General features: G+C 46.6%; 24 protein-coding genes, 1 riboswitch and 1 other annotated feature. Of the genes, 17 read left to right on the forward strand and 7 right to left on the reverse strand.

The annotated features are described in order from the left end of the window. Window positions 1-27: 27 nt before the first annotated feature. Entirely contained in the window at window positions 28-552 is a 525-nt protein-coding gene (locus LQ247_RS17155; RefSeq protein ID WP_043054442.1) for a phosphatase PAP2 family protein, read from the reverse strand. Between the two features lie 174 nt (window positions 553-726). After that, a complete protein-coding gene (locus LQ247_RS17160) occupies window positions 727-1,245 on the reverse strand; it encodes a gamma carbonic anhydrase (RefSeq protein ID WP_020452666.1) in 519 nt (172 codons plus the stop codon). Between the two features lie 43 nt (window positions 1,246-1,288). Between LQ247_RS17160 and LQ247_RS17165 the strand changes: the two genes are divergently transcribed. Next, the gene (locus LQ247_RS17165) at window positions 1,289-2,068 is read left to right on the forward strand and encodes an alpha/beta hydrolase (RefSeq protein WP_020452665.1); all 780 of its coding nucleotides are present in this window, start codon (window positions 1,289-1,291) and stop codon (window positions 2,066-2,068) included. A 14-nt stretch (window positions 2,069-2,082) separates the two neighbouring features. Further along, entirely contained in the window at window positions 2,083-3,162 is a 1,080-nt protein-coding gene (locus LQ247_RS17170; RefSeq protein WP_020452664.1) for a tetraprenyl-beta-curcumene synthase family protein, read from the forward strand. 40 nt (window positions 3,163-3,202) lie between these two features. On the opposite strand, the gene gltP is transcribed toward LQ247_RS17170, so the two are convergent. From gltP to LQ247_RS17185, 3 genes are all read right to left on the reverse strand, one after another. Then, on the reverse strand, window positions 3,203-4,453 hold the full coding sequence (gene gltP / locus LQ247_RS17175; protein ID WP_023855832.1) for a glutamate-aspartate/proton symporter GltP: 1,251 nt from the start codon (window positions 4,451-4,453) through the stop codon (window positions 3,203-3,205). 166 nt (window positions 4,454-4,619) lie between these two features. Beyond that, entirely contained in the window at window positions 4,620-5,204 is a 585-nt protein-coding gene (locus LQ247_RS17180; protein ID WP_023855833.1) for a tRNA (mnm(5)s(2)U34)-methyltransferase, read from the reverse strand. Beyond that, window positions 5,201-6,169: a TIGR01212 family radical SAM protein gene (locus LQ247_RS17185; RefSeq protein WP_075212784.1), complete on the reverse strand. Its 969-nt coding sequence runs from the start codon at window positions 6,167-6,169 to the stop codon at window positions 5,201-5,203. Before LQ247_RS17185 ends, LQ247_RS17180 begins: the two co-directional genes overlap by 4 nt. 152 nt (window positions 6,170-6,321) lie before the next feature. On the opposite strand from LQ247_RS17185, the gene LQ247_RS17190 reads away from it, so the two are divergent. The 7 genes from LQ247_RS17190 (at window position 6,322) to LQ247_RS17215 (ending at window position 11,172) form a co-directional block, all read left to right on the forward strand. Beyond that, entirely contained in the window at window positions 6,322-6,594 is a 273-nt protein-coding gene (locus LQ247_RS17190) for a YtzC family protein (RefSeq protein ID WP_003184568.1), read from the forward strand. A 125-nt stretch (window positions 6,595-6,719) separates the two neighbouring features. Next, the gene (locus LQ247_RS22080) at window positions 6,720-6,848 is read left to right on the forward strand and encodes a hypothetical protein (RefSeq protein ID WP_020452661.1); all 129 of its coding nucleotides are present in this window, start codon (window positions 6,720-6,722) and stop codon (window positions 6,846-6,848) included. Window positions 6,849-6,889: 41 nt separating this feature from the next. Beyond that, window positions 6,890-7,282: a GntR family transcriptional regulator gene (locus tag LQ247_RS17195; protein WP_003184565.1), complete on the forward strand. Its 393-nt coding sequence runs from the start codon at window positions 6,890-6,892 to the stop codon at window positions 7,280-7,282. Next, window positions 7,275-8,153, forward strand: a complete 879-nt coding sequence (locus tag LQ247_RS17200; RefSeq protein ID WP_023855837.1) for an ATP-binding cassette domain-containing protein — start codon at window positions 7,275-7,277, stop codon at window positions 8,151-8,153. The genes LQ247_RS17195 and LQ247_RS17200 overlap by 8 nt, the downstream gene beginning before the upstream one ends. After that, window positions 8,147-9,127: an ABC transporter permease subunit gene (locus tag LQ247_RS17205; RefSeq protein WP_231006334.1), complete on the forward strand. Its 981-nt coding sequence runs from the start codon at window positions 8,147-8,149 to the stop codon at window positions 9,125-9,127. The genes LQ247_RS17200 and LQ247_RS17205 overlap by 7 nt, the downstream gene beginning before the upstream one ends. 25 nt (window positions 9,128-9,152) lie before the next feature. Beyond that, window positions 9,153-9,851, forward strand: coding sequence for an ABC transporter ATP-binding protein (locus tag LQ247_RS17210; protein ID WP_025810970.1), 699 nt, complete (start codon window positions 9,153-9,155; stop codon window positions 9,849-9,851). Further along, the gene (locus LQ247_RS17215; RefSeq protein ID WP_105980016.1) at window positions 9,841-11,172 is read left to right on the forward strand and encodes an ABC transporter permease; all 1,332 of its coding nucleotides are present in this window, start codon (window positions 9,841-9,843) and stop codon (window positions 11,170-11,172) included. The genes LQ247_RS17210 and LQ247_RS17215 overlap by 11 nt, the downstream gene beginning before the upstream one ends. A 287-nt stretch (window positions 11,173-11,459) precedes the next feature. On the opposite strand, the gene LQ247_RS17220 is transcribed toward LQ247_RS17215, so the two are convergent. Then, window positions 11,460-12,140 carry a sunset domain-containing protein gene (locus LQ247_RS17220; RefSeq protein ID WP_231006336.1) on the reverse strand — a complete coding sequence of 227 codons (681 nt, stop codon included), beginning with the start codon at window positions 12,138-12,140 and terminating at the stop codon, window positions 11,460-11,462. 131 nt (window positions 12,141-12,271) lie between these two features. Then, window positions 12,272-12,379, forward strand: a riboswitch (SAM riboswitch). 56 nt (window positions 12,380-12,435) lie between these two features. Between LQ247_RS17220 and LQ247_RS17225 the strand changes: the two genes are divergently transcribed. The 5 genes from LQ247_RS17225 (at window position 12,436) to LQ247_RS17245 (ending at window position 18,706) form a co-directional block, all read left to right on the forward strand. Continuing rightward, window positions 12,436-13,260, forward strand: a complete 825-nt coding sequence (locus LQ247_RS17225; RefSeq protein WP_231006338.1) for a MetQ/NlpA family ABC transporter substrate-binding protein — start codon at window positions 12,436-12,438, stop codon at window positions 13,258-13,260. 120 nt (window positions 13,261-13,380) lie between these two features. Then, the gene (locus LQ247_RS17230; RefSeq protein ID WP_105981155.1) at window positions 13,381-14,562 is read left to right on the forward strand and encodes an MDR family MFS transporter; all 1,182 of its coding nucleotides are present in this window, start codon (window positions 13,381-13,383) and stop codon (window positions 14,560-14,562) included. Between the two features lie 220 nt (window positions 14,563-14,782). Beyond that, window positions 14,783-15,112: a DUF4257 domain-containing protein gene (locus LQ247_RS17235; RefSeq protein ID WP_016885609.1), complete on the forward strand. Its 330-nt coding sequence runs from the start codon at window positions 14,783-14,785 to the stop codon at window positions 15,110-15,112. Between the two features lie 102 nt (window positions 15,113-15,214). Beyond that, window positions 15,215-15,421: a binding site (T-box leader), on the forward strand. 112 nt (window positions 15,422-15,533) lie between these two features. Beyond that, window positions 15,534-17,948, forward strand: a complete 2,415-nt coding sequence (gene leuS, locus LQ247_RS17240; RefSeq protein WP_231006340.1) for a leucine--tRNA ligase — start codon at window positions 15,534-15,536, stop codon at window positions 17,946-17,948. 353 nt (window positions 17,949-18,301) lie between these two features. Then, window positions 18,302-18,706 carry a VOC family protein gene (locus tag LQ247_RS17245; protein ID WP_020452652.1) on the forward strand — a complete coding sequence of 135 codons (405 nt, stop codon included), beginning with the start codon at window positions 18,302-18,304 and terminating at the stop codon, window positions 18,704-18,706. An 11-nt stretch (window positions 18,707-18,717) separates the two neighbouring features. Here LQ247_RS17245 and LQ247_RS17250 read toward each other — a convergent pair whose 3' ends face one another. Beyond that, complete coding sequence (locus tag LQ247_RS17250) at window positions 18,718-19,611, reverse strand: LysR family transcriptional regulator (RefSeq protein WP_020452651.1); 894 nt, start codon at window positions 19,609-19,611, stop codon at window positions 18,718-18,720. Between the two features lie 126 nt (window positions 19,612-19,737). On the opposite strand from LQ247_RS17250, the gene LQ247_RS17255 reads away from it, so the two are divergent. From LQ247_RS17255 to LQ247_RS17265, 3 genes are read left to right on the forward strand one after another with little or no spacing between them, the layout of a single operon-like run. Next, window positions 19,738-20,988 (forward strand): APC family permease, encoded by a 1,251-nt coding sequence (locus LQ247_RS17255; protein WP_095290793.1) that lies wholly within the window; start codon window positions 19,738-19,740, stop codon window positions 20,986-20,988. Window positions 20,989-21,020: 32 nt separating this feature from the next. Then, a complete protein-coding gene (locus tag LQ247_RS17260) occupies window positions 21,021-21,908 on the forward strand; it encodes a dienelactone hydrolase family protein (protein WP_023855844.1) in 888 nt (295 codons plus the stop codon). Between the two features lie 18 nt (window positions 21,909-21,926). Next, entirely contained in the window at window positions 21,927-22,691 is a 765-nt protein-coding gene (locus LQ247_RS17265) for an NAD-dependent epimerase/dehydratase family protein (protein ID WP_105980024.1), read from the forward strand. The last annotated feature ends 127 nt before the right edge of the window (window positions 22,692-22,818 follow it).

Consider the following 22,818-nt stretch of genomic DNA (forward strand, 5'->3'; position numbering starts at 1 on the left):
AGTGACGCTTTGGAAGAAACGGCCGGCTTAGAAAACCATCGCCGACAAAGTTCCGACTGATATCCCGAGGGCCGTGCCTGCCAGAACATCCGAAGGATAATGAAGACCGAGATAAATTCTGGAGAGTCCCACACTGATGCCTACCGGAATTAATAAAAGCGCGAGTATCGGAAAGAATATCATTAGCGGTGTAATGACGGAAAATGCCGCGGTCGTATGGCCGGATGGAAAAGAATGATCCTTGAGCGGATTTTGCAAAACCTGTGTTTCCTTTAGCGTTAAATACGGCCGCTTTCTTGGATACAGCTTTTTGATCAGCATGACTTGAAGGTGGCTGACCAAAAGTGCAATGGCGCTGGCGATCCCCGCTGTACGAACACTTCCGGATCCGAACAGCAAGAGAGACAGGCATGCGGAAATCGTGCAGAATGCCCCTCCCAGATGTGTTGAGGAACGAAAGTAACGGTTTAGTGCTTTTTGGTGAAATAAGCTGTTCATACCGAGGAAGACCCGGCATTCAAAGTTGTAGATGCCGACCATCAGTTTATTCAAATGTCATAACCCCCTTTACATGAATGGCTGCTTCATGTTTATTGTAAAAAATGAATGTTTAGCAAATGATAAGTATTTGTAAAGATTTCGGAAAAGAAAAAAGCCGCAGACGCGTGCGGCCGAAAAGGTTATTGCTTAAATTATCGGTGGAAAAATGGTAAAGTTGTAGCAAAGCTAATCTTTTTTTTGCAAGGATTTGTAGTATTGTCCTTTTTCAATATATTCTTTGCGAATTCTTTCCATTTCCTGTTTATCCTTGTCGGTTAACGGGCGGATGACTTTAGCGGGCCTGCCGAATGCGAGGTGCCCGGCCGGGATCTTTTTGCCAGGCGGGACAAGACTGCCTGCCCCGATAAAAGCGCCTTCCCCGACTTCCGCTTCGTCAAGAATAACCGACCCCATTCCGATAAGGGCATGCTTTCGTATCACGGAGCTGTGCAGTGTAACCTGATGGCCTACCGTCACACCGTCTTCAATCACAAGAGGGCGCTCAGGGCTTTGGTGCAGGCAGGAAAGGTCTTGAATGTTCACGCCTTTTCCGATCCTGACCGGGGCGACATCGCCGCGGATAACCGAAGAGAACCAGATGCTTGATTGCTCTCCGATTGTTACATCTCCGGTGATGACCGCGTTGTCGGCGATAAACGCCGTTTCATGAATAACGGGTTCCGTTTTTTTATAAGGGTAGATCATTGGTTTCATCCTTTCATTTATAAAATTGTGTGAGGTGGTCAGCATGTGGTGCATGGAAGCGGAAAGACCTGTTGCTTCAATCGTCATCATTCACGGTGCATGTGAGCATCACGGGCGGTATAAATGGCTGTCCGAAATGTGGCGTTCATCCGGGTTTAATGTCGTCATGGGGGATTTGCCCGGACAGGGAACTTCGACAAGAGAAAGAGGACATATACGCTCGTTTCAAGAATATATTGATGAAGTGGACAAATGGGTCGCCAGGGCGAAAGCATTTGAACTGCCTGTATTTATGCTCGGGCACAGCATGGGCGGCCTGATCGCGATCGAGTGGTTTAAGCAGCAGCAAAGCGGCATTGCCGGTCTCATTTTATCATCCCCTTGTCTCGGGCTGCAATTAAAGCCGAACAAATTTTTGGACTGGATTTCCAAAGGGCTCAACGTTTTGGCTCCGTCCATGCGGTTTGAATCCGGGATCACGCCTGATAAAGCGACGAGAAACAAAGAAGTCATCGAAATGGACATCAACGATTCATTATATATCACAAAAGTTTCTGTCAGATGGTATCAAGAAATGTTAAAAGCGTTGAAAAGCGCGATGGAGCCGACGGACGCCTTTCTCAACATCCCGCTCTTTGTCATGCAGGCGGGCACAGACTGGCTTGTCGACAAAAAAATGGTCGTCAAGTGGTTTAACGAGCTTGCTTCTCACAATAAGACGTACAGGGAATGGGAGGGCTTATACCACGAAATTTTTAATGAGCCTGAGCGGGAAGACGTTTTTAAAGCGGCCAGAGCGTTTGCGGAACAGTATATGACATAATGGAGGTGCATTCTTTGGCAGTACCGGAGCATCCTTTTGGATTAATGGCTAAAGTATACAGAGAAGTTTTTCCCCTTGTTCATCAGGAGTTGGACAAGTGGAAACGAAAAGCTGAAACGATTCAAAATCCCGAGCTGAAAACTCAGGCGAAAGCCAGCATCAGGGATAAAACCTTTCACTGTGAAGGCGGCGGCATTATGGCCCTCCTTTCAGGCGATAAAATCGAGCAGTCGATCCGGTTTATTACGGCGTATCAGACGATAAGCGACTATCTCGACAATCTATGCGACCGGAGCACCTCGCTTGACCCGGATGATTTTTCCATGCTTCATCAGTCAATGAAAGACGCGCTGACCGTCGGGGCTGAATTGAAGAACTATTACCGGTTCAGGGAAGACCAGGATGATCAAGGCTATTTGCACGACTTAGTGAAAACGTGCCAAGACGTGCTTGCGGAAATTGAGAACTATGATCTGATCAAGCAGCACCTGCTTGAGCTTTGCAGCTATTACTGCGATCTGCAAGTTCATAAACACGTTGTGGAGCATGAGCGTGTCCCCCGGCTCGAAGCGTGGTTTGAGAATTATAGATCGGCCTTGCCGAAAATGGAATGGTACGAGTTCTCAGCCTGTGCGGGTTCAACGCTCGGCATCTTCTGCCTCGTATCGTATTCCGTCCGTTCCGATTTTACTGAATCGATGGCCGGAAAGATCCGCGACAGCTATTTTCCGTACATACAGGGACTGCACATCCTGCTCGATTATTTAATTGACCAGGAGGAAGACTTAATCGGCGGAGATTTGAATTTCTGCACGTATTACCCATCACATTCAGATATGATGGAAAGGCTCGAATATTTCATCGAAATGGCGGATGAACATTTGCGCGGGATTCCGCACGAAAACTTTCACCGTTTGATCAACAGAGGTCTTCTGGGTGTTTATTTATCAGACGATAAGGTCGCGGGTCAAAAGGAAATCGGCCGGCTGGCGAAGCGCCTTATTAAAGCGAGCGGAAAAACTTCCTACTTCTTCTATATCAACGGTAGGGCCTACCGCAAAATTCAAAAAATGCCGTGGATGAAAAGCTCGTAAAGAAAAGCTCAAACCGTTCATCGGCTTGAGCTTTTGCTGTTTACAAGCTTTCCATCCGGTATTGTTTTTCAAGTACAAAACGCTTATTATACCGGAAGCTTTTTTCCCATTTTGAAACAACGATGCAGGCGACAGCATGACCCGGCACGTTCACGCCTGTTCGCGCCATGTCCATCACGCGGTCCACTCCCGCGATAATCGCGACTCCTTCAGCGGGAAGGCCGACTGCGTTGGCGGTAGCCAGAAGGACGACGAGCGAGCCAGATGGAACGGCGGCGATCCCTTTGCTTGTCATCACTAGCACGAGCATCATGAGCAATTGCTGTGAAATGCTCATGTCTATATTGAAAGCCTGCGCCAAAAAGATACAAGCGACAGATAAATATAGGCTGGAGCCGTCACAATTCAGCGATAAGCCTGAAGGAACCACAAAGGAAACGACCCGTTTTGGGCAGCCGTATTTCTCCATGCGGTCCATCAGCTGCGGCAAGACTGTTTCTGTGCTCGTAGTGGAGAACGCGATCAGAAACAAATCCCAAATCATTTTCAGGACTTCGAAGTATTTAATTTTAAAAATAAGACCGACAATCGGAAATAAAACAAAAAGAACGAGAAACAGTCCGAGAAAAACAGTGCCGACTAATTTTAACATAGGAAGCAGGAGTTCGATGCCGTATTGCCCGACGGATGCGGCCATAAGAGCAAGCACGCCGATAGGGGCTGTAACCATAACCATCTGCGTCAGTTTGAACATGATATTGGCAACAGACTCAAAAAATTTCATGACAGGCTCTGAGGCTTTGCCGATCCCGGCAGCTGCGACGCCGAACAATATCGCAAAGAAGATCACGGCAAGCAAATCATTTCTGGCCATGACGTCAACGATGTTGGTAGGAATAATATCGAGGATCATTTGTTTAAGATCGACCACTTTTTCCGTGTAGCCTGAGAGCTCGCCGATATCTTTTTTGGCCAAATGGGAGAGGTCAAGGCCGACGCCGGGCTTTAGCACATTAGCCAAAAGCAGCCCGAGTCCGAGCACGAACGTCGTAATCACTTCAAACCAAATAATCGTCTTGATGCCCAGACTGCCCATTTTTTTCATGCTTCCGCTTCCGGCCGCTCCGATGACGATTGTAGAAAAAACGATCGGAACGACGATCATTTTAATCAAGCGGATAAATCCGTCTCCGACGGGGCGCAGCGCCATTCCGAAATCAGGGAAAAAGTGTCCGATCACTGCTCCAATGGCGAGTGCGATCAAAATTTGATAAGCGATAAATTTTTTCAAAGCGAAATCCCTCCGTATTTTACATGAGTTTTCAATAATTTCGTGACAAAGAGTGAAACACCTTTTCTTTTTAGAAAATTGCGAAAAATTTCTTATATTTTATTTTGATATCGCTTACATTATGTTTGGATGAAAAAAATCCTCCTAATGGAGGATTTTCAAGATATCATTTTTGAGCCGCTATTTTCTTTTCAATCGCAATGATAAAAGGCGGATCGTTTCGCTGGTTTAAATATTGGTAACAGAGGGCGCGGGCAGTATCTTGGTCGAGTGATGTGCAAAATTCGAGCAGGGCGTCCTTTTCCCGCTTTCCTTCGGGATGGCCATGGTAGACGACCAGAACGATCAGCCCCTCATTTTTCAGGATTTTGAGAAGCTGCTTGATGCTGGCGATGGTTGAATCGCTTTTTGTCGTCACCGATTTGTCGCTTCCCGGAAGATACCCGAGGTTAAACACCGCTGCTGCCACCTTGCCTGAGATGTCGTCAGGAAGCGAAGTGATGAGCTCATCATGGCTTTTTTGAATCAATGTCACCCGGTCTTTGTACTCGTTTCCAAGCCTTTCCGCAGTATGGATCAGCGCCTCTTCCTGGATATCAAAGGCATAGACATGTCCGTTTTCACCGACAAGTTCTGCTAAAAAATACGTATCATGTCCGTTTCCCATTGTCGCATCAATGACGATGTCTCCTTCGCCTGCGGCTGTTTTCAGCAGTTCTTTCGCATAAGGGAGGATCTTCTTGAGTTTCATGTGGCGATGCCTTCTTTCTCTTTGTTGAACCATTTCCCCTGATAGCTGCCGCGCCTTTCCAGTTCTCCATTGATGGCATTTAAGACTTCCCATTTATTGACGCTCCACATCGGTCCGACCATCAATTCGATCGGTCCGTCACCCGTAATCCGGTGAATGATCATTTCCGGCGGAAGAATTTCAAGCTGATCGCAAACAAGCTGGACATAATCATCTTGCGAAAGGAACGTTAATTTTCCTTTTTCATACTGCTTCACCATTGGCGTTCCCTTTAACAGGTGAAGCAGATGGATTTTAATCCCCTGCACATCCAAATCGGCGACCGCTTTTGCGGTTTCCATCATCATGCCGCGGTCTTCGAGAGGCAGCCCGTTAATGATGTGAGAGCAGACGCGGATACCGTGTTTCCTCAGCTTGTTCACGCCTTCTACATAGCAGTCGAAATCATGGGCACGGTTGATCAAATCAGCCGTCCGTTCATGAACGGTTTGAAGGCCGAGTTCCACCCAGAGGTATGTTCGTTCATTAAGCTCGGCAAGATATTCGACAACATCGTCAGGAAGACAGTCCGGCCGGGTTGCGATTGAAAGGCCGACTACGCCGTCGAGGCCGAGGACCGTTTCGTATTTTTCGCGAAGAACGCTGACAGGAGCGTGCGTATTCGTAAATGCTTGAAAGTACGCCATGTATTTGCCGTCTTTCCATTTTTCATGCATTCTGTCGCGGACTTCATTAAATTGGGTCAGCAGATCGTCGGCTCGGTTTCCCGCAAAGTCTCCGCTCCCTGCGGCGCTGCAAAATGTGCATCCGCCGTGTGCGACCGTGCCGTCGCGATTCGGGCAGTCAAAGCCTCCGTCAAGGGCGACTTTAAACACTTTATGACCGAAATGATTTCGTAAATGATAATTCCATGTATGATATCGTTTTTCACTGTTCGTATATGGAAAAGGGTTGTTTTGATGCAAACAAAAGGACCTCCTTTTAGTATCACGCATCCTAAAATTGTAGCAAATAAACACGATAAGAACAAACCGATTCCCAATTATTTTCTTCAATGATCACGGCTGTGATGGCCAAACTAATCACGATGGATTTTTCCATTAAGGAGGGGTTTTCTTTGGCTACAAGACAATCCGTCGGAGAGCACATCCAAAGAAGCGAAGATGCTTATGATTATGCTTTATCTCAATTTGAAACTGCAAGCAGGCAGGAACATTACAATGAGACAGAGTACAGCGATGCGCAGCTGATGCTTGAAAACGCGGTCAATGAATTAAACAAGCTTTCGCTGTTTGCCAATGAGCAACAAAGGGAGGAAATTCACCGCAAAAGGCTTCAGCTGCAAACCCTTCAAAACAATATGATTCTGCAGAGATCGTATGAAAGATGAACCCTTTTTGAAGGGTTCATTTTTTTGAAAAAAAGTGATTGACAAAAAAGGACGATGTATTTAATGTATTAGGTGTACTATATCGAGTAATACAATTAACACACACATGTAAAGGAGTAATACTCATGAGTGATAAACATAAAAAAATAACGCCGATGGTGGTCGTGGCGTTTATCATTGCCTGTTCGTTCTTGTTTGTTCTTGCGAAGCTGGGCTTTATAATTCAAGAAAATTTGGGATACGTGTTTTTTTAAAAGTGAATGACCTGAGATTGAACGAGAAAGAAGGGAGATAGATGATTCAAATCGATCCGAGAAGCTCTACCCCGATCTATGAGCAGATTATCCAGCAGATGAAAGAGCTTTGCTTAAAAGGGATAATCAAGCCTGGAGATAAACTTCCTTCTGTCAGAGAGCTTGCAACCATTATCATTGCAAACCCGAATACTGTCAGCAAAGCCTATAAAGAACTTGAACGGGAAGGAATAATTGAAACGTTGAGGGGGAGAGGAACGTATATTTCAGAAAACGCGAAAGTTACGCTTGATGAAGGGAAGATTGCGATGATTAAAGAGCAGTTAAAGCAGCTGATCATCGATGCGCATTACGCTGGGATCGACACTAAAAAGCTGCAGGAGTGGATGGCGGAAATCGACGAAGAAGTGAGAGGAGGGGAAGTGAATGATTGAGCTCAAATCTGTATCAAAAACGATTGACGGAAAACAAATACTCAAAAACATCTCCTTTAAGCTTGAGGAAGGAGAGATTTTCGGACTGCTCGGCAGAAACGGCTCAGGGAAAACGACGCTTCTCCGCCTGATTCAGCAAATCCTGCTGCCTGATGAGGGAGATATCTACTTCGGCAGCGTCAAGGTGAAGGACCATCCGCTCGTCAAGCGCAATATCGTCTATATGCCCGTTCAAAACACCTATTTCGAAAAATACAATTACAAACAGCTCGTCAATATTTTGCGAAACATTTATCCTGACTTTGATGTTACATACGCTAATGAATTAATGAACCGCTACGATATTCCCGAAACAAAAAAGTACAGGGAATTGTCTACAGGATTGAAAAAGCAAATGTCGCTGATCTTGTCATTTGCGATCCGGCCGGCGGTCATCCTGCTCGATGAACCGACAGACGGCATTGATGCCGTCACAAGACAAGATGTTCTCCAGCTGATGGTCGATGAAGTGGCTGAAAACAACACGACGATTCTCATCACATCCCACCGGCTTGAGGATATTGAAAGAATGTGCAACCGAATCGGTTTTCTCGAAGACAATACATTGTCGAACATCATGGATCTTGATGAACTGAAAGGCGATTTTATTAAAATCCAAATGGCATTTGAAGAAGATGTCAATTTGAAAATCAGGGAAAGGGAAATCCCTGTTTTGGATCACACCGGCGTGTTTTATACGGTGTTGATTCCGAAAGCAGACGATGTGAGCAAACAATTTCTAAAAAGTTTGTCTCCGAAAGTTTGGAACGAGCTTCCGGTCAGTCTTGAGGAAGTATTCATCGCGAAGTATGGAGGTAAGCGAAGATGGTAGACCGCGGACTTTTATATAAAGAGTGGAAACAGCATTTCTGGATTTTTTTAGTTGTGTTTGCAGCGGTGATGCTGAGTGAACCGTTTTCGATTTTAAATGATTATTTTCAGTATCAAGGATGTCTTGCGGAACGGAAAAAATTTCCCGATATAGAGTGCGTTTTATATAAAGATTATGAGATAAGCGGGGTCATGAGAATGTTCTGGATTGGCGGAGTCGCGCTTGCACTCAGCCAGATCGGGTTTGAACGGAGCAGAGGAACGCTTGATTTCACACTCGGGCTCCCTTATAGGCGAGGCATCATTTTCAATACGAAATATTTCTTGGGTATTACAATTCTTTTAACAGCCCAGCTATTATCTTACTTGTTATCTTATGCCTTAGTTGTTTTGTATAAGGTTGACGTCGTCAACTTTCACGAGTATTTTATCGGATCGGTCATATTCTGCTTTATGGTCTACTCGCTTGTCATGGCGGCGGGCGCGATGACCGGCAATCCGCTGGCCCAGATGATTGTTGCTTTTTCAACGTCGATTCTGCCTTATTTGCTGATCGGCCTTCCGATGGCAAACTTGCAGATTATCATGAGTTTCTTTGGGGTTAATTCTGCTTTATTTTCTCAGGATTCATATTTTTTAAATTATATAACGCCGATTGTGTACCTCGACGGTTTCGGCGTCCATAACGGCGGCTTGGCCTTTACGCTGTTGATTCCGCTGGTCATGGGGATCTTGTTTTATATAATCGGCTATTTTTGCTTTATCAAACAGCAGCTTGAACGGAACGGACATTTTTTTCTCTGGAGAAAAATGGATCGCCCGATTCAAATTCTCGTGATTTTATTTGGCATCTGGGGATTCGGCGCAGCCACTTCTTCTAGCCTGTTCAGCTATATCTTCGGTATGTTGATCGGTTCGGCAGTCGGATTCTTAATCAGTTACTTCTTGATTTTCAAAAAAATAAAACAGCTGTAATCCATAATGGAGAGGAGATTTACAAATGATCAGTGTAGAGCATATTCACCACTCATTTAAAGTCGGCAAAAAGGGGAGGGAAAATGAAATTAAAGTGTTAAAGGATGTCTCGCTTACCGTTGAAAAAGGCGAAATCGCCTGCATTGTCGGACGGAGCGGTTCCGGAAAATCGACGCTGTTGAACTTGATTTCCGGCTATATCGCCCCGACAAAAGGTAAGATCGTCATTGACGGTACGGATGTCACAAAGTACAGCGAAAAAGAATGGGCGGCATTCAGGCTTGAACATTTCGGCTTCATCTTTCAAAGTTTTCAGCTGATTCCGAGCTTGACGACTTACGAAAACATCGAACTGCCTCTGACTTTAAAAGGTGTTCATCCGTCTGAGCGGAAGCAGCGCGTCAATGAGATGCTTCACCGCGTCGGCCTTGAAAGCCACGCCGGACACTATCCGAATGAGCTTTCAGGCGGACAGCAGCAGCGCGTCAGCATCGCCCGCGCTTTGATTTTGAATCCGTCAATCATTTTAGCCGACGAACCGACCGGAAGCCTCGATTCCGAAACAGAGCAGGAAATCCTCGAATTCATTCGGCAGCTGAACAGGGAGCGCGGTATTACATTCGTCATCATCACGCACGATGACGAGGTGGCATCGATCGCCAAAACGAAATTTCAGTTATCTGACGGCGTATTAGAGAAGGGGGAAGAGACTGTTGAAGTTTAAGGATCAGTTGAAGTTCATTAGAAGAAATATGAAGAAAAACCGCCTGCGTGTATTCATGACCATTCTCGCAACAACGGTGGCCTGCGCGTTTTTAATCGTGCTCGCATCGGTCGGATTCGGACTGCAAAAATCGATGACTGAACAGCTGATGAAAGAACAGATTGTCACTGAAATTCAGGTTGTCGGAAAAGAAGGAAAGAGCGATCAGAAAGTTCAAAAGAAAGACTTGAAAGAGTTTGAAAATCGCAAAGATGTGTCCGCAATTATCGAGCGCACGCAGGTGTTCGCACCTGCTGAAGCAAAGTTGGGCAATAGGACAAACAATCAAATTCAGTATGTCTTAATTACCGACATGGCCGCCGAGCAAAAAGCCAATATCAAACTCGATCGCGGCCGCGTAGCGAAAACACCGAATGAAATCGTCGTCGGCTACCATTTCGGGAAGAACCTCTGGACGAAAAAAGAAGCCCAAGCTTATGAAAAACAGATGGAAAATAACGCCGAGGAAGTAAAAGAACCGAAAGGATACGCAGAAGATATTCTCGGCAAAACAATTGAATTAAAGATCTCAAAAATGGATGAAAAAACAGGAGAAGAAGGGAAAGCGAAAACATACGATATGAAAGTTGTCGGAGTGACGAAAAAACCTTCTTATGAATGGGCAAGCGATTCATTAGTCTATGTCAGCGATGACATGAAAAAAGACATCACCGGCTTTCTGACGGCGGAAAAAGACAGCGGTATGATTGAAAAAACGCTCTCGGTTTACGCGGATAACTTTGAACATGTCGGACAGCTGACAACAGATTTGGAGGATAAAGGCTACTACGTCGATTCAATAACGAAAAAGCTCGAAAGCATCAATCTGTTTTTCATGGCTTTTAAAATCGGTCTGATCTTTGTCGGAGTCATTGCCGTTTTGATTTCAGCCATCGGGATTTTCAACACGATGACAATGGCGGTTACAGAACGGACGCAGGAAATCGGGATTATGAAAGCGATCGGGGCCAGCCCGAATGTGATCCGCCGAATGTTCCTGCTGGAAAGCGCCTATATCGGTATTTTAGGATCTGTTTTAGGTATTATCATTTCATACGGTGTCAGCTTTTTAGTGAACAAGATTATTCCTGTCATTTTATCATCGGTTTCAGAAGGAGAAGCGAGTGCGGCAGAGCTCAGCATCACCTTCTCGCATATTCCGGTCAGTCTTGTACTCATCGCCACCTTGATCAGTGCAGGCGTCGCCATTCTTTCAGGCCTGAATCCGGCCATTAAAGCGACAAGAACGAACGTGCTGACAGCATTAAGAAGAGAGCTTTAAGAAAAAAGCCGGCGGTATGCCGGCTTTCAGCGTGTCGACAAACCCTCGCATTCGTTGTCAGGCCTGCGCGTCGGTGCTCACGAATAGGAGAAGGATCGGCGGCTAACCGCCCAGGCGTCCTGCCTGAATGCCGCCGTCATCACATCCTGTGAAAGTCAGCTTCCGATGCTCGGCCTTCCTAGACTGCAAGGGTTGGGGGTCACGCTGAAAGGATGACAAAATCCCAAAACTAAGAGCCGTTTTGGGATTTTGTCAACAATCTGAAAGCCGGCGGTATGCCGGCTTTTTTAACGTTTCGGAGGTCTGTACCCCGCATCACGCGCCTCCTGTTCTGTGCAGAACCAGCGAGCGACGTTTTTCGTGCGGTCATAATATGTACTTCCTGGTGTATGATAAATATGGTTGACGCTTCCTTTGATTTTGCACTCTTGTTTGCTTTCACCGCTGTTTTTCTTAGGGGCGGACGCGCTGTGTGACGTTCCGGCCTGAGCGGTGGCGTTCTTTTCTTTTACAGTGGCTTCGGTACTGCCGCTTTTTTCTTCAGCCTTAGCCAGTTTTTCTGACAGCGATTTTGTTTTTTTCGTAAGCGAGTCTTTTTCTTTTATCAGTTTTTCGTTTTCTTTTTTTAATGTGTCATTCTCCGTTTTGGCTGCCTTCAGTTTTTCGTTTGCTTGATTGAGCTGCTGCTTTAATGCGGTTTGCTCCTTTTGTACAGCGCTGTGTTCAGTTTTCAGTTCCTGAAGCTCGGTTGTCAGGTCCTCTGTTTTTGTCTCATCGACGGCATATGTTTCCTCACTGTAATAAGGCGCAGAGATGATCAGGAGGAGAAGTCCGCCTGCAAAACAAGGATAAAAGAGTTTTCTGGAAAACCTTTTGCCTGGAGAAAAGATTCTTCTGATCAAATGAAATACAAGATAGCAGATGGAAAAAATAAAGGATAAAAACCCGATCAGCATGATAGATTCCATGATTCGTCTCCTTTCGTGTTTGATAACTATATTTTAGCTTAAAAAGAAAAAAATGTTTATACCAAAAAACTTCTTGCAAATCTAAATATTCAAACGTAAAATAAAGAAATCATTTAAAAAACTGAATATGCAGCTTATAAAGAGAGATGGAGGGACTGGCCCGGCGAAATCTCAGCAACCTGCAGCAGAGCAAGGTGCTAAATCCAGCAGAATGTCAGGCGCATTCTGAAAGATAAGTTGAACAACTCTTTCAGGCGCTGAAAGAGTTTTTTTTATTTTGGAGGAGGAGATGTACATGAACAAGATATTAAAATGGACTTCCGTGCTGGGACTGGCCTTGAGCCTGGCGCTTCTGGCCGCATGCGGAAACAATGCCGAAAGCGATGGTAAAACGATCAAAATAGGCGCTACTGCAGGACCGTATTATGATATGGTCAAAAAAGCGATTCAGCCTGAACTTGAGAAAAAAGGCTACAAAGTTAAAGTGGTCGAATTCACCGACTATGTACAGCCGAACACGGCGTTAAGCGAAGGCGAACTCGACGCCAATTTGTTTCAGCATGAGGTTTTTATGAAATCATACAATCAAGAAAACAATAAACATCTTGCTGCACTCATTTCTGTGCCGACCGCTCCGATGGGTCTCTATTCTGCCAAATATAACGACTTGAACGATGTCAAAAACGGGGCGGAAGTGGCTGTTCCAAACGATCCGGCCAATGCCGCCAGGGCATTTTTAACGCTCCAGGATCAGGGGCTGATTCGGCTGAAAAGCGATGTCGACACATTGAAAGCCTCTGTGCAGGATATTGCGGAAAATCCGAAAAAGCTGACATTTAAACAGCTTGAATCCGCCAATCTTCCAAGAGCGGTCGATGACCTGGATATCGCGGCTGTCCCGGGTAATTTCGCTCTCTCCGCTAATATGAAGCTGCAGGACGCGCTGGCGCTTGAGAACATGCCTGACCGCTACCGCAATCAAGTGGTAGTGGATGAAAAAAACAAAGACAAGCCATTCGCCAAAGATCTCAAAGAAGCGGTAAAATCCAAAGCTTTCGAAGATGCGATCGATCGGGAATTCGCCGGTTTCGGAAAGCCAAAATGGATGACGCAATCATAAAAAAATTCCCCCTTTAAAAAGGGGGTTTTTTATGTTGAAAATCGAAATCGTGTCAATTGAAAAAAATGGGCAAAACGAATAGAATCTAGAGGGAATGCTAAAGAGAAAGAAGGAAACGCTATGCCGCGCACATTATGGCTTTTGGTCATCGGAATGTTTATCAATGTCACAGGGGCATCTTTTTTATGGCCGCTGAATACCATCTATATCCATCAGCATTTGGGAAAGTCGCTGACAGCGGCCGGATTTGTGCTGATGCTGAACTCAGGGGCAAATGTGCTGGGCAACCTGTTCGGAGGATATTTATTCGATAAAATCGGCGGATTTAAAACGGTCGTACTTGGAATTGTGATCACGTTTGCGAGCCTTTCAGGCCTCGTCTTTTTTCATGAGTGGTTCCAATACATTCTTTTCTTAACATTGGCCGGTTTTGGATCAGGGATCGTGTTTCCGGCATGCTATGCAATGGCCGGCTCGGTTTGGCCGGAAGGCGGCAGAAAGCCGTTCAATGCTGTATACGTGGCGCAAAATGCAGGGGTGGCAGTTGGTTCAGCGCTCGGCGGAATTGTCGCGTCTTTTTCATTTACGTATGTTTTTCTGGCGAATGCGATGCTATATGCCGTCTTTTTCTTGATTGCGATTTTCGGATTTAGACGCATCCGGTCTGAAAAAGCCATGCAGTCTTCTGTTTTGGATCATGCCGATTCAGTCAGCGGGAAATCTAGATTCTCCGCGCTTTTGGTTATATGTACGGGCTACCTGCTCGGCTGGGTCGCTTATTCGCAATGGTCCTCGACCATCGCTTCACACACCCAGGAGCTGGGGATATCTCTTGGGCAGTACAGCGTACTTTGGACAGTGAACGGGGCGCTCATTGTTTTCGGTCAGCCGCTGATCGGTTTTTTTGTGAAACGGTTTGCCGAATCGCTGAAAAACCAAATCGTCATCGGATTTGTCATTTTTATGATGGCATACGGAATTTTGTTTGGCGCTGAACGGTTTCCGGCGTTTCTTGCCGCGATGGTTGTGCTAACCATTGGCGAAATGCTTGTATGGCCGGCTGTGCCGACAATCGCCAACCGTCTCGCTCCGAGGGGAAAAGAAGGGTTTTATCAAGGGTTTGTCAACAGTATGGCGACCGGCGGAAGAATGATCGGGCCGCTTTTTGGCGGAATGCTGGTTGATTATTTCAATATGCAGCTTTTGCTCGCGGTTCTGCTCGTATTGCTGCTGTTCGCAATAGGAACGGCGTTTTTATACGACAGGAAGGAAAAGCAGCTCTCCGCTCAATCAGATGCATAAGTGTTATAGAAAAAATAGGTAATTGTAATTATATGAAAATGAATCGAAGGAATCAAGATTATCAACCAAATCTTCACATATAATGGAAGAAACAAGCTTTTTTTCTTCTCAGACAGAACACATTTTCTGTATGGTAGTATCGAATATCATCGCAAGGGGTCTAGGGGGGCTGCTCGATGGCCTGAAGTCGCTTGACTAAACTAAGGGCTTTAGGAAGGTGATGAAGATGCTGCATCAAGTTTTGGTTGCTTGTTTGATTGGAGGGATTATGGGGGTTCTCGGGCACGTTAAAAAAAGAGGGCGCCTCGAGAAACCGAGAACAACGAAACGATTCATTTACCTTGGATTTTTTGAAGATATTCTTGTCGGAATGGTTGCTTCTATTTTGCTTGTTTTATCTGCGGAACCTGATTCTGGAATTCAGCTTGTCGTGTTATCGATCATTGCCGGCTACGGCGGTGAAGCTGTATTGAGAAGCTTTGACTTTGTCAGAGAACAGCAGGCAAATGTACAGAACTCCGAACGGCAAAACAAATCTCCACACGATTAAGATCCTCACTCTTACCCTTTTTTCAGCACATTCCCATTGTATACAAACCTGCTTGCACTTATGAACAGAATTCTATAAAATACAGATAAGATTACGGTTACGGCAAGAACAGTGAAGAGGAGCAGTAAGAAGCCCATTTTGTTTCAGAGAGTTGACGGCTGGTGAAAGTCAATCAAATGAGCTTCCGAACTCGCCTCAGAGTTGCAGCAGTGATGAGCTGCTGCCGCGTATCTGCGTTACAGATATCAAGTGAGTGTGCCCCATGCACACTAACAAGGGTGGTACCGCGGGAAATCTCTCGTCCCTTCTTAGGGATGGGAGAGTTTTTTTGATTTTAGAATAATCTGAATATAACGCTGCCAGTCCCGTCCATACTTGAATACAAAGAAGCCGTACTCATATTCAAAGGAGGTTTTTACAATTGAGTTTTGACCATCAAACAATTGAGAAAAAGTGGCAGGACTATTGGCTTAAAAATAAAACGTTCGCCACGCGTGAAGATAAATCCAAACCGAAATTTTATGCATTGGACATGTTTCCGTATCCGTCAGGCGCAGGCCTTCACGTCGGACACCCTGAAGGCTATACGGCAACTGACATTTTGTCCCGCATGAAACGGATGCAAGGGTACAATGTCCTCCATCCGATGGGCTGGGATGCATTCGGGCTTCCTGCGGAACAATATGCGCTGGATACGGGAAACGATCCTGCCGTCTTTACCGAGCAGAACATTGACAACTTCCGCCGCCAGATCAGAGCGCTCGGCTTTTCGTATGACTGGGACAGAGAAGTCAATACAACAGATCCGGACTACTATAAATGGACGCAGTGGATTTTCTTAAAGCTTTACGAAAAAGGTCTCGCTTATGTAGATGAAGTCCCTGTAAACTGGTGTCCTGCGCTTGGAACCGTTCTTGCCAATGAAGAAGTCATCGACGGCAAAAGCGAACGCGGCGGCCATCCTGTAGAACGCCGTCCAATGAAGCAGTGGATGCTGAAGATTACCGCTTATGCCGACCGTCTGCTTGAAGATCTGGAAGAACTCGACTGGCCGGAAAGCATCAAAGAGATGCAGCGCAACTGGATCGGCCGTTCCGAAGGGGCGCATGTTCATTTTGCGGTCGACGGCACAGACGAAACGTTTACGGTTTTCACAACGCGGCCTGATACATTATTCGGTGCCACATATGCCGTTTTGGCTCCGGAGCACGATTTGGTTCAAAAAATCACGACGCCTGAACAGCAAGACGCGGTCGACGCCTATATCGAAGAAGTTCAATCAAAGAGCGACTTGGAGCGGACAGACCTTGCCAAAACAAAGACAGGCGTCTTCACAGGTGCTTATGCCGTCAATCCGGCAAACGGGGAAAAAATTCCGGTCTGGATCGCGGACTATGTCTTGGCTACATACGGAACCGGAGCGGTCATGGCCGTCCCTGCCCATGATGAGCGGGACCACGAATTCGCATCAGCATTCGGGCTGCCGATCAAAGAAGTCGTCAAAGGCGGAGATGTTGAGAAAGAAGCTTATACAGGCGACGGCGAACACATCCATTCAGATTTTCTGAACGGCCTTGATAAAGCGGCTGCGATCGAAAAAATGATTCAGTGGCTTGAGGAAAACGGGAAGGGCGAGAAAAAGGTAACATACCGCCTCCGCGACTGGCTGTTCAGCCGTCAGCGCTACTGGGGCGAGCCGATCCCGGTCATCCATTGGGAAGACGGCACATCGACTCCGGTTCCTGAAGAAGAGCTGCCGCTGATCTTGCCGAAAACGTCGGAAATCAAACCGAGCGGAACGGGTGAGTCCCCTCTTGCGAACATTAAAGAATGGGTGGAAGTGACAGACCCTGAAACAGGCAAAAAGGGAAGACGCGAAACGAATACGATGCCGCAATGGGCGGGAAGCTGCTGGTACTTCCTGCGCTACATCGATCCGAAAAACCCGAACGAACTGGCTTCCCCTGAAAAATTACAGGAATGGCTTCCTGTCGATATGTATATCGGAGGTGCGGAACACGCCGTTCTTCACTTATTGTATGCGCGCTTCTGGCATAAATTCCTTTATGACATCGGGGTCGTTCCGACGAAAGAGCCGTTCAAACAGCTTTATAACCAAGGAATGATTCTTGGTGAAAACAACGAAAAAATGAGCAAATCCAAAGGCAATGTCGTCAATCCGGACGAAATAGTGGAGACTCATGGTGCGGACACGCTCCGGCTGTACGAAATGTTCATGGGGCCTTTGGATGCATCGATCGCCTGGTCAACGACAGGACTTGACGGCGCCCGCCGCTTCCTTGACCGCGTATGGCGTCTGTTCATCGATGACAATGGCAGGTTAAACGAGAAGATCGTTGAAGGAGCCGGCGAAACGCTTGAGCGCGTCTACCACGAAACGGTCATGAAAGTAACAGACCATTTCGAAGGTCTGCGCTTCAATACAGGTATTTCTCAGCTGATGGTCTTCATCAATGAAGCATATAAAGCTGATCAGCTTCCGAAAGAATACATGGAAGGCTTCGTGAAATTGCTGTCTCCTGTTGCGCCTCACTTGGCTGAAGAGCTGTGGAGCCGACTTGGACATGAGGAAACGATCACGTATGAAGCATGGCCTGTCTATGATGAAGCAAAGCTCGTTGATGACGAAGTCGAAATCGTCGTTCAGCTGAACGGAAAGGTGAAAGCGAAGCTGAACGTTCCAGCCGACGCCGACAAAGAACAGCTTGAAGAGCTGGCGAAAAACAATGAAAAAGTAAAAGAACAGCTCGAAGGAAAAACGATCAGAAAAGTGATTGCTGTACCTGGAAAGCTTGTAAATATTGTCGCAAATTAATGGAAAAGCCCCTTCAATCCGAAGGGGCTTTTCAGCGTGCCGACAAACCCGCGCATTCGTTGGCAGGCCTGCTAAGCCGGTGCTTACGATAGGAGGAAAGATCAGGCGGCTAACCGCCCGGGCGCCTGACTGAACACCGCCGTCATCAAAGACCGCTCCGATGCTCGGCTTTCCCAGACTGCAAGGATTGCGGGACAAAGGATGACAAAATCCCAAAACTAAAAGTGTTTTGGGATTTTGTTAATAATCTGAAAGCCCTGTCATTCCGCCGAAAGGATGAAAATATTTCAGCCTTTCGCTTCGTTTCAAATGATCCGTGACCGCTTAAAATGGGAAAAAAGGAGATGATTAAGATGCATTTTTCCGATTTTTCCGCCGTACAGGTCAGAATCGCCCGGCCTACAGACCGTTTTGACGAAATCGTTGCGTTTTACGAAAAGGGGCTCGGCCTGAAAAAGCTTGGCGGTTTTTCCGGACATCAAGGGTATCATGGCGTCATGTTCGGCCTGCCGAATGTCCAATATCACCTTGAATTCACCTCCCATATCGGAGGCAGCCCTTGTCCGGCACCGACCAAAGACAATCTGCTCGTCTTTTATATTCCTGATCAGAAGGAAATCAAGAGTATTTTAAAAAGGCTCGCTGACATGGGCCATCACGAAGTGCCGCCTGAAAATCCGTATTGGAAGGACAAAGGAGCAACAGTGGAAGATCCGGACGGCTGGCGGATCGTGCTGATGAATACCGAAGGCATTTAGATATAGGAACGTTATGCCTGTGCCCAGTCTCTTGCTTTCGTGCGGACGATATCTGTAAAAGCCGCCATTGCAGGAGAAAGCCATTTGTTTTTATGATAAGCCATTTGAGTGGAAAACAGGGCGTCGCGGACAAGCGTGCCCTGAAGCTTTCCTTCTTCGATATCAGTGCGCGTTGTGATCAAAGGAAGAAGGGATACGCCCAAACCGCACATCACGCACTGTTTAATTGCTTCGACACTCCAAAACTCCATCGTATGGTCGGCAATGACTCCCCTTTGACGTAAATACTCCTCAAAAAAATCACGGTAGCTGCAGCCGTGCTCCGTATATAAAAACGTTTCATTTGCGGTAAAAGTCAAATCATCAAGGGCCTTTTGTCCTGCCGGGTGTTCCTTTGGAAAGATGAACACCATCGGCTCATTGACCAGCTTTTCAACATGAAGGTCGTTTTCTTTCCGATCGTTGTCCAAAAGAAAAGCGACATCGATTTTTCCCTGCTTCAATTCATCTCTCAGCTGCCAGCACGTGGAAGACTTTAATGTGACCGTGACCTGCGGATATTTGTTAGTAAATTCGTGAAGAATGGCAGGCAATCTGTAAACCGTTAAAGATTCCGAGGCGCCGATGATCAAGTTTCCCGACGGCTCCTGGTCGTTTTCCGGAATGTGCCTCGCTTTTTCATACAGTTCAACCATTTCTGCGGCATAAGGGAGAAGGTGTTTTCCTGCTTCTGTCAGCATCATTTTTTTCCCCAGCCTGTAGAACAGCGGCTTTCTTAATTCTTGTTCGATTGCTTGAACGTGCGAAGTCACAGTGGACTGCGCATATCCCAAATAATCGGCAGCACGGGTAAAACCGCCGATATCCACGATGGTTTTGAATGTTTTCAAATGTCGGATCTCCATCTCGTCCATCTCCCTTTTATTTTATATCGAAAAATTCGAAGTTGCAGATCGATAATATCTATTTTACTGATGAATTAAACAAGATTACAATCATTTTAAACGACTTTGCGAAAGGATTGTATCAGTATGAGAGAAAAAAAGCTTGGCCCTTTATTATTAAGCGGGCTGATGACGGGGCCTATTTTAGGGTCGGGAATCATTCTGCTGCCGCCGATGATTCATCAGACAGCGGGGGACTATGCGATTTTTGCATGGCTGTTGATGTTGGGAATCGGTTTTTTATTTGCCTGGATTTTTGCCAGATTGAGCGTCGAGTATCCGAATGATGCCGGGATTGCTTATGCGGCTGAAAAAGCGTTCGGTTCCCGTGTTAAAAAGTTGGCAGTCTTTTATTTTATCATGGCTGCGAGCTTCGGCCCCGCCGCCGTATTAATGACGGCCGGCGAATATATTCATTCTCTTGCGGCCGGCACGGCATTTCCTGCTGAACTGTACGGCTTCATTTTTTTTATCTTTTGTATGGTAGTCCTTTGCTTTAATCTTTCATTTGTCGGCATGGTTGCACTCATTTTTTCCACTGCCGCGGCCCTCATTCTGTTTGGAAGCAGCGCAGCTTCTGTGCCTTACTTTCGTGAGGGGCCGCTCGTAGACGGAACATTTCAGTTTGCCGATTTTGGCCGCGGATTGCTGCTGCTGTTCTGGGCATTAGTCGGATGGGAAATCGTCGGCAACTACAGCATGGAAGTGAAAAACCGCGGGAAAACGATTCCCCGGGCCGTCGTGATCAGCAGCCTGACGGTAACGCTCATATATGTGGCGACTGCGGCAGCTGTTCAATGGATTGATCCGGGGTTCTTCGCAAACGGACAATTGAAGCTGGCGATGATGCTGACGCCGTTGTTCGGATCTTTTGCATTGCCGGTGATCGCTGTGCTCACCGCTGTTCTCTGCATGTGCGCTTATTTTCAGGTGACAGGCGGAGCAGCCAGGCTGGTGGCATCGCAGGCCGGCGGGCTGTTTGCCCGCAGATCAAGGGGAAATCAGCCGATGGCAGCACTGGGGCTTATGTTTTTCATTCATACCGTCGTTTTTGTCTGCCTGATGTTTCACTTTCTTAATGTTGAGACACTGGTCCTGATCGCAAACGCCTTTTTCATCTGCAACTCGCTGTGCGGTCTTGCCGCTGCTTACAAGCTGCTGTCCGGTCGCGTTTACAAAATAGGCTGCCTCTTTCTCATGGGGTGCTTCTCGCTGCTTCTTTTGTTTTCATCACCCTGGATATTACTGTTTATCATGCTGACCAGCGCCTTGTTTGTGGTGAACTTCCGTCAACTTATCATCTGGAAAAAGGTAAAACGCCCTTTCAAATCGTATTAATGAATCAAACGGAAAAAAGAAAGGGGAACACGATGCGCAGTCAACTTTTCAAACTGCTCGGCGATTTGCCGGAGAAAAAAAGCATTGATGTGAGTACTCTTAAAATTGAAGAAAAGTCATCTTTTATTCTTGAAACGCTTTTGCTTGATTTAAATGGAATTGAAGCGGTACCGGCCTATTTTGCAAAACCGAAACAGATGAACGGCAAGCGGCCGGCCGTGCTTTACTGTCATTCACACGGAGGACGTTACGAAAGGGGGAAGGAGGAGCTGATTGAAGGAGCGGATTACTTGCAAACGCCGCCGTTCGCCGAGGAATTGACGGCCTTGGGATTTTCCGTGCTTGCGATTGACCATTGGGCTTTCGGAGACAGGCGGGGCAAAACGGAGAGTGAGATATTTAAAGAAATGCTTTGGACAGGACGGGTGATGTGGGGAATGATGGTCTTCGACAGCATCAGAGCCATCGATTACCTGAGCATGCGTGAGGACACAGACGAAAGCCGCATCGCTTCACTCGGCATGTCGATGGGTGGTCTGATGGCCTGGTGGACTGCTGCATTGGATGAACGGGTCAGCGTATGCGTTGATATATGCGCGCAGGTGGACAGCGAAACATTAATCAAGACGCAGAATTTGGACCGTCACAATCTCTATTCGTATGTTCCAGGGCTGGTCAAGCACTTTTCAACCGCTCAAATCGAAAGCCTGATCGCTCCAAGGCCCCATTTAAGCCTGGTCGGAACCGCAGATAAACTAACGCCAGTTCAAGGAATTGACCTCATTGAAGAAAAGCTGTCCGATGTGTATAAAGAAAAAGGCGCCGGTGAACGCTATGAAGTGTTTCGCTCTCATTCAGGGCACTTCGAGACAGCCGGAATGAGGCATAAAGCGATCGGTTTCTTAAAAACATGGCTGTAAAACAGGAGGTGAATCACTGTGAAAAAGGTGACGATCATCGGAGGGAACGGCACGGTCGGCCGCGTGTTAGCGGGCGGATTGGCAGGCGAAGGATACGAGGTGACAGTGCTGGATTTAAAAGAACCGGATGAAAAGCCGGCTGTCCGGTTTGTCCGGGTGGATGCGGCAGATTACAATGAAGTCGTGAAAAGCATTCCTCTGAATACGGATGCGGTGATCAACCTTTTGGCTGTCAAGCCGACAGGCGATTTGCTTGACCAGCGGGAGTTTGAGAAAATGACGGATATCTTTTTTAAAGCGACATATACGATTTTGCGGGCGGCGGCGGAGCTCGGCGTGCCGAAGGTGGTATTTGCAAGCAGCAACCATGTGACAGATGTGTATGAAAAGAACGGCGATTCTCTGCTGGGGAGGAAGATCAACACGGATGACTACCCGCAGTCCAAAAGCTTGTACGGCTTGCTAAAATTGGCGTCCGAAAATCTCGGCTATCTTTTCTCGCACCAATCAGACGCCAAGGTTTCCGTGATCAATCTGCGGATCGGGACAGCCGCTGAAAATGAGCAAGAAACGCTGCGCGCAAAACCGAGGAGCAAAAAAACGCTGTTATCCCACCCCGACCTCGTCCAAATCTTTAAAGCCGCAATCGAATCCGTCAAAACATACGGTACATATTATGCTGTCAGCGACAATAAGGGGCGGCCGTGGTCGATCGATTCCGCCATTCGGGAACTGGGGTTCAAGCCGAAAGTCAGCACCTCAGACATCCTTGATGAAGACTGACGTATCATCTTCTAAGGTGATGATCTTTTTCTCCGCTTTTCTGATCCTGCTTAAAAAATGATTATAGACGCTCTCCTTTCTGTTTGCTACATTTTAGACACGATATCGTAATATTTTGACAGCGCTT

Origin of the sequence: Bacillus sp. BS3(2021), from assembly GCF_021043345.1 — a bacterium.
Classification (GTDB): Bacteria; Bacillota; Bacilli; order Bacillales; family Bacillaceae; genus Bacillus; species Bacillus paralicheniformis.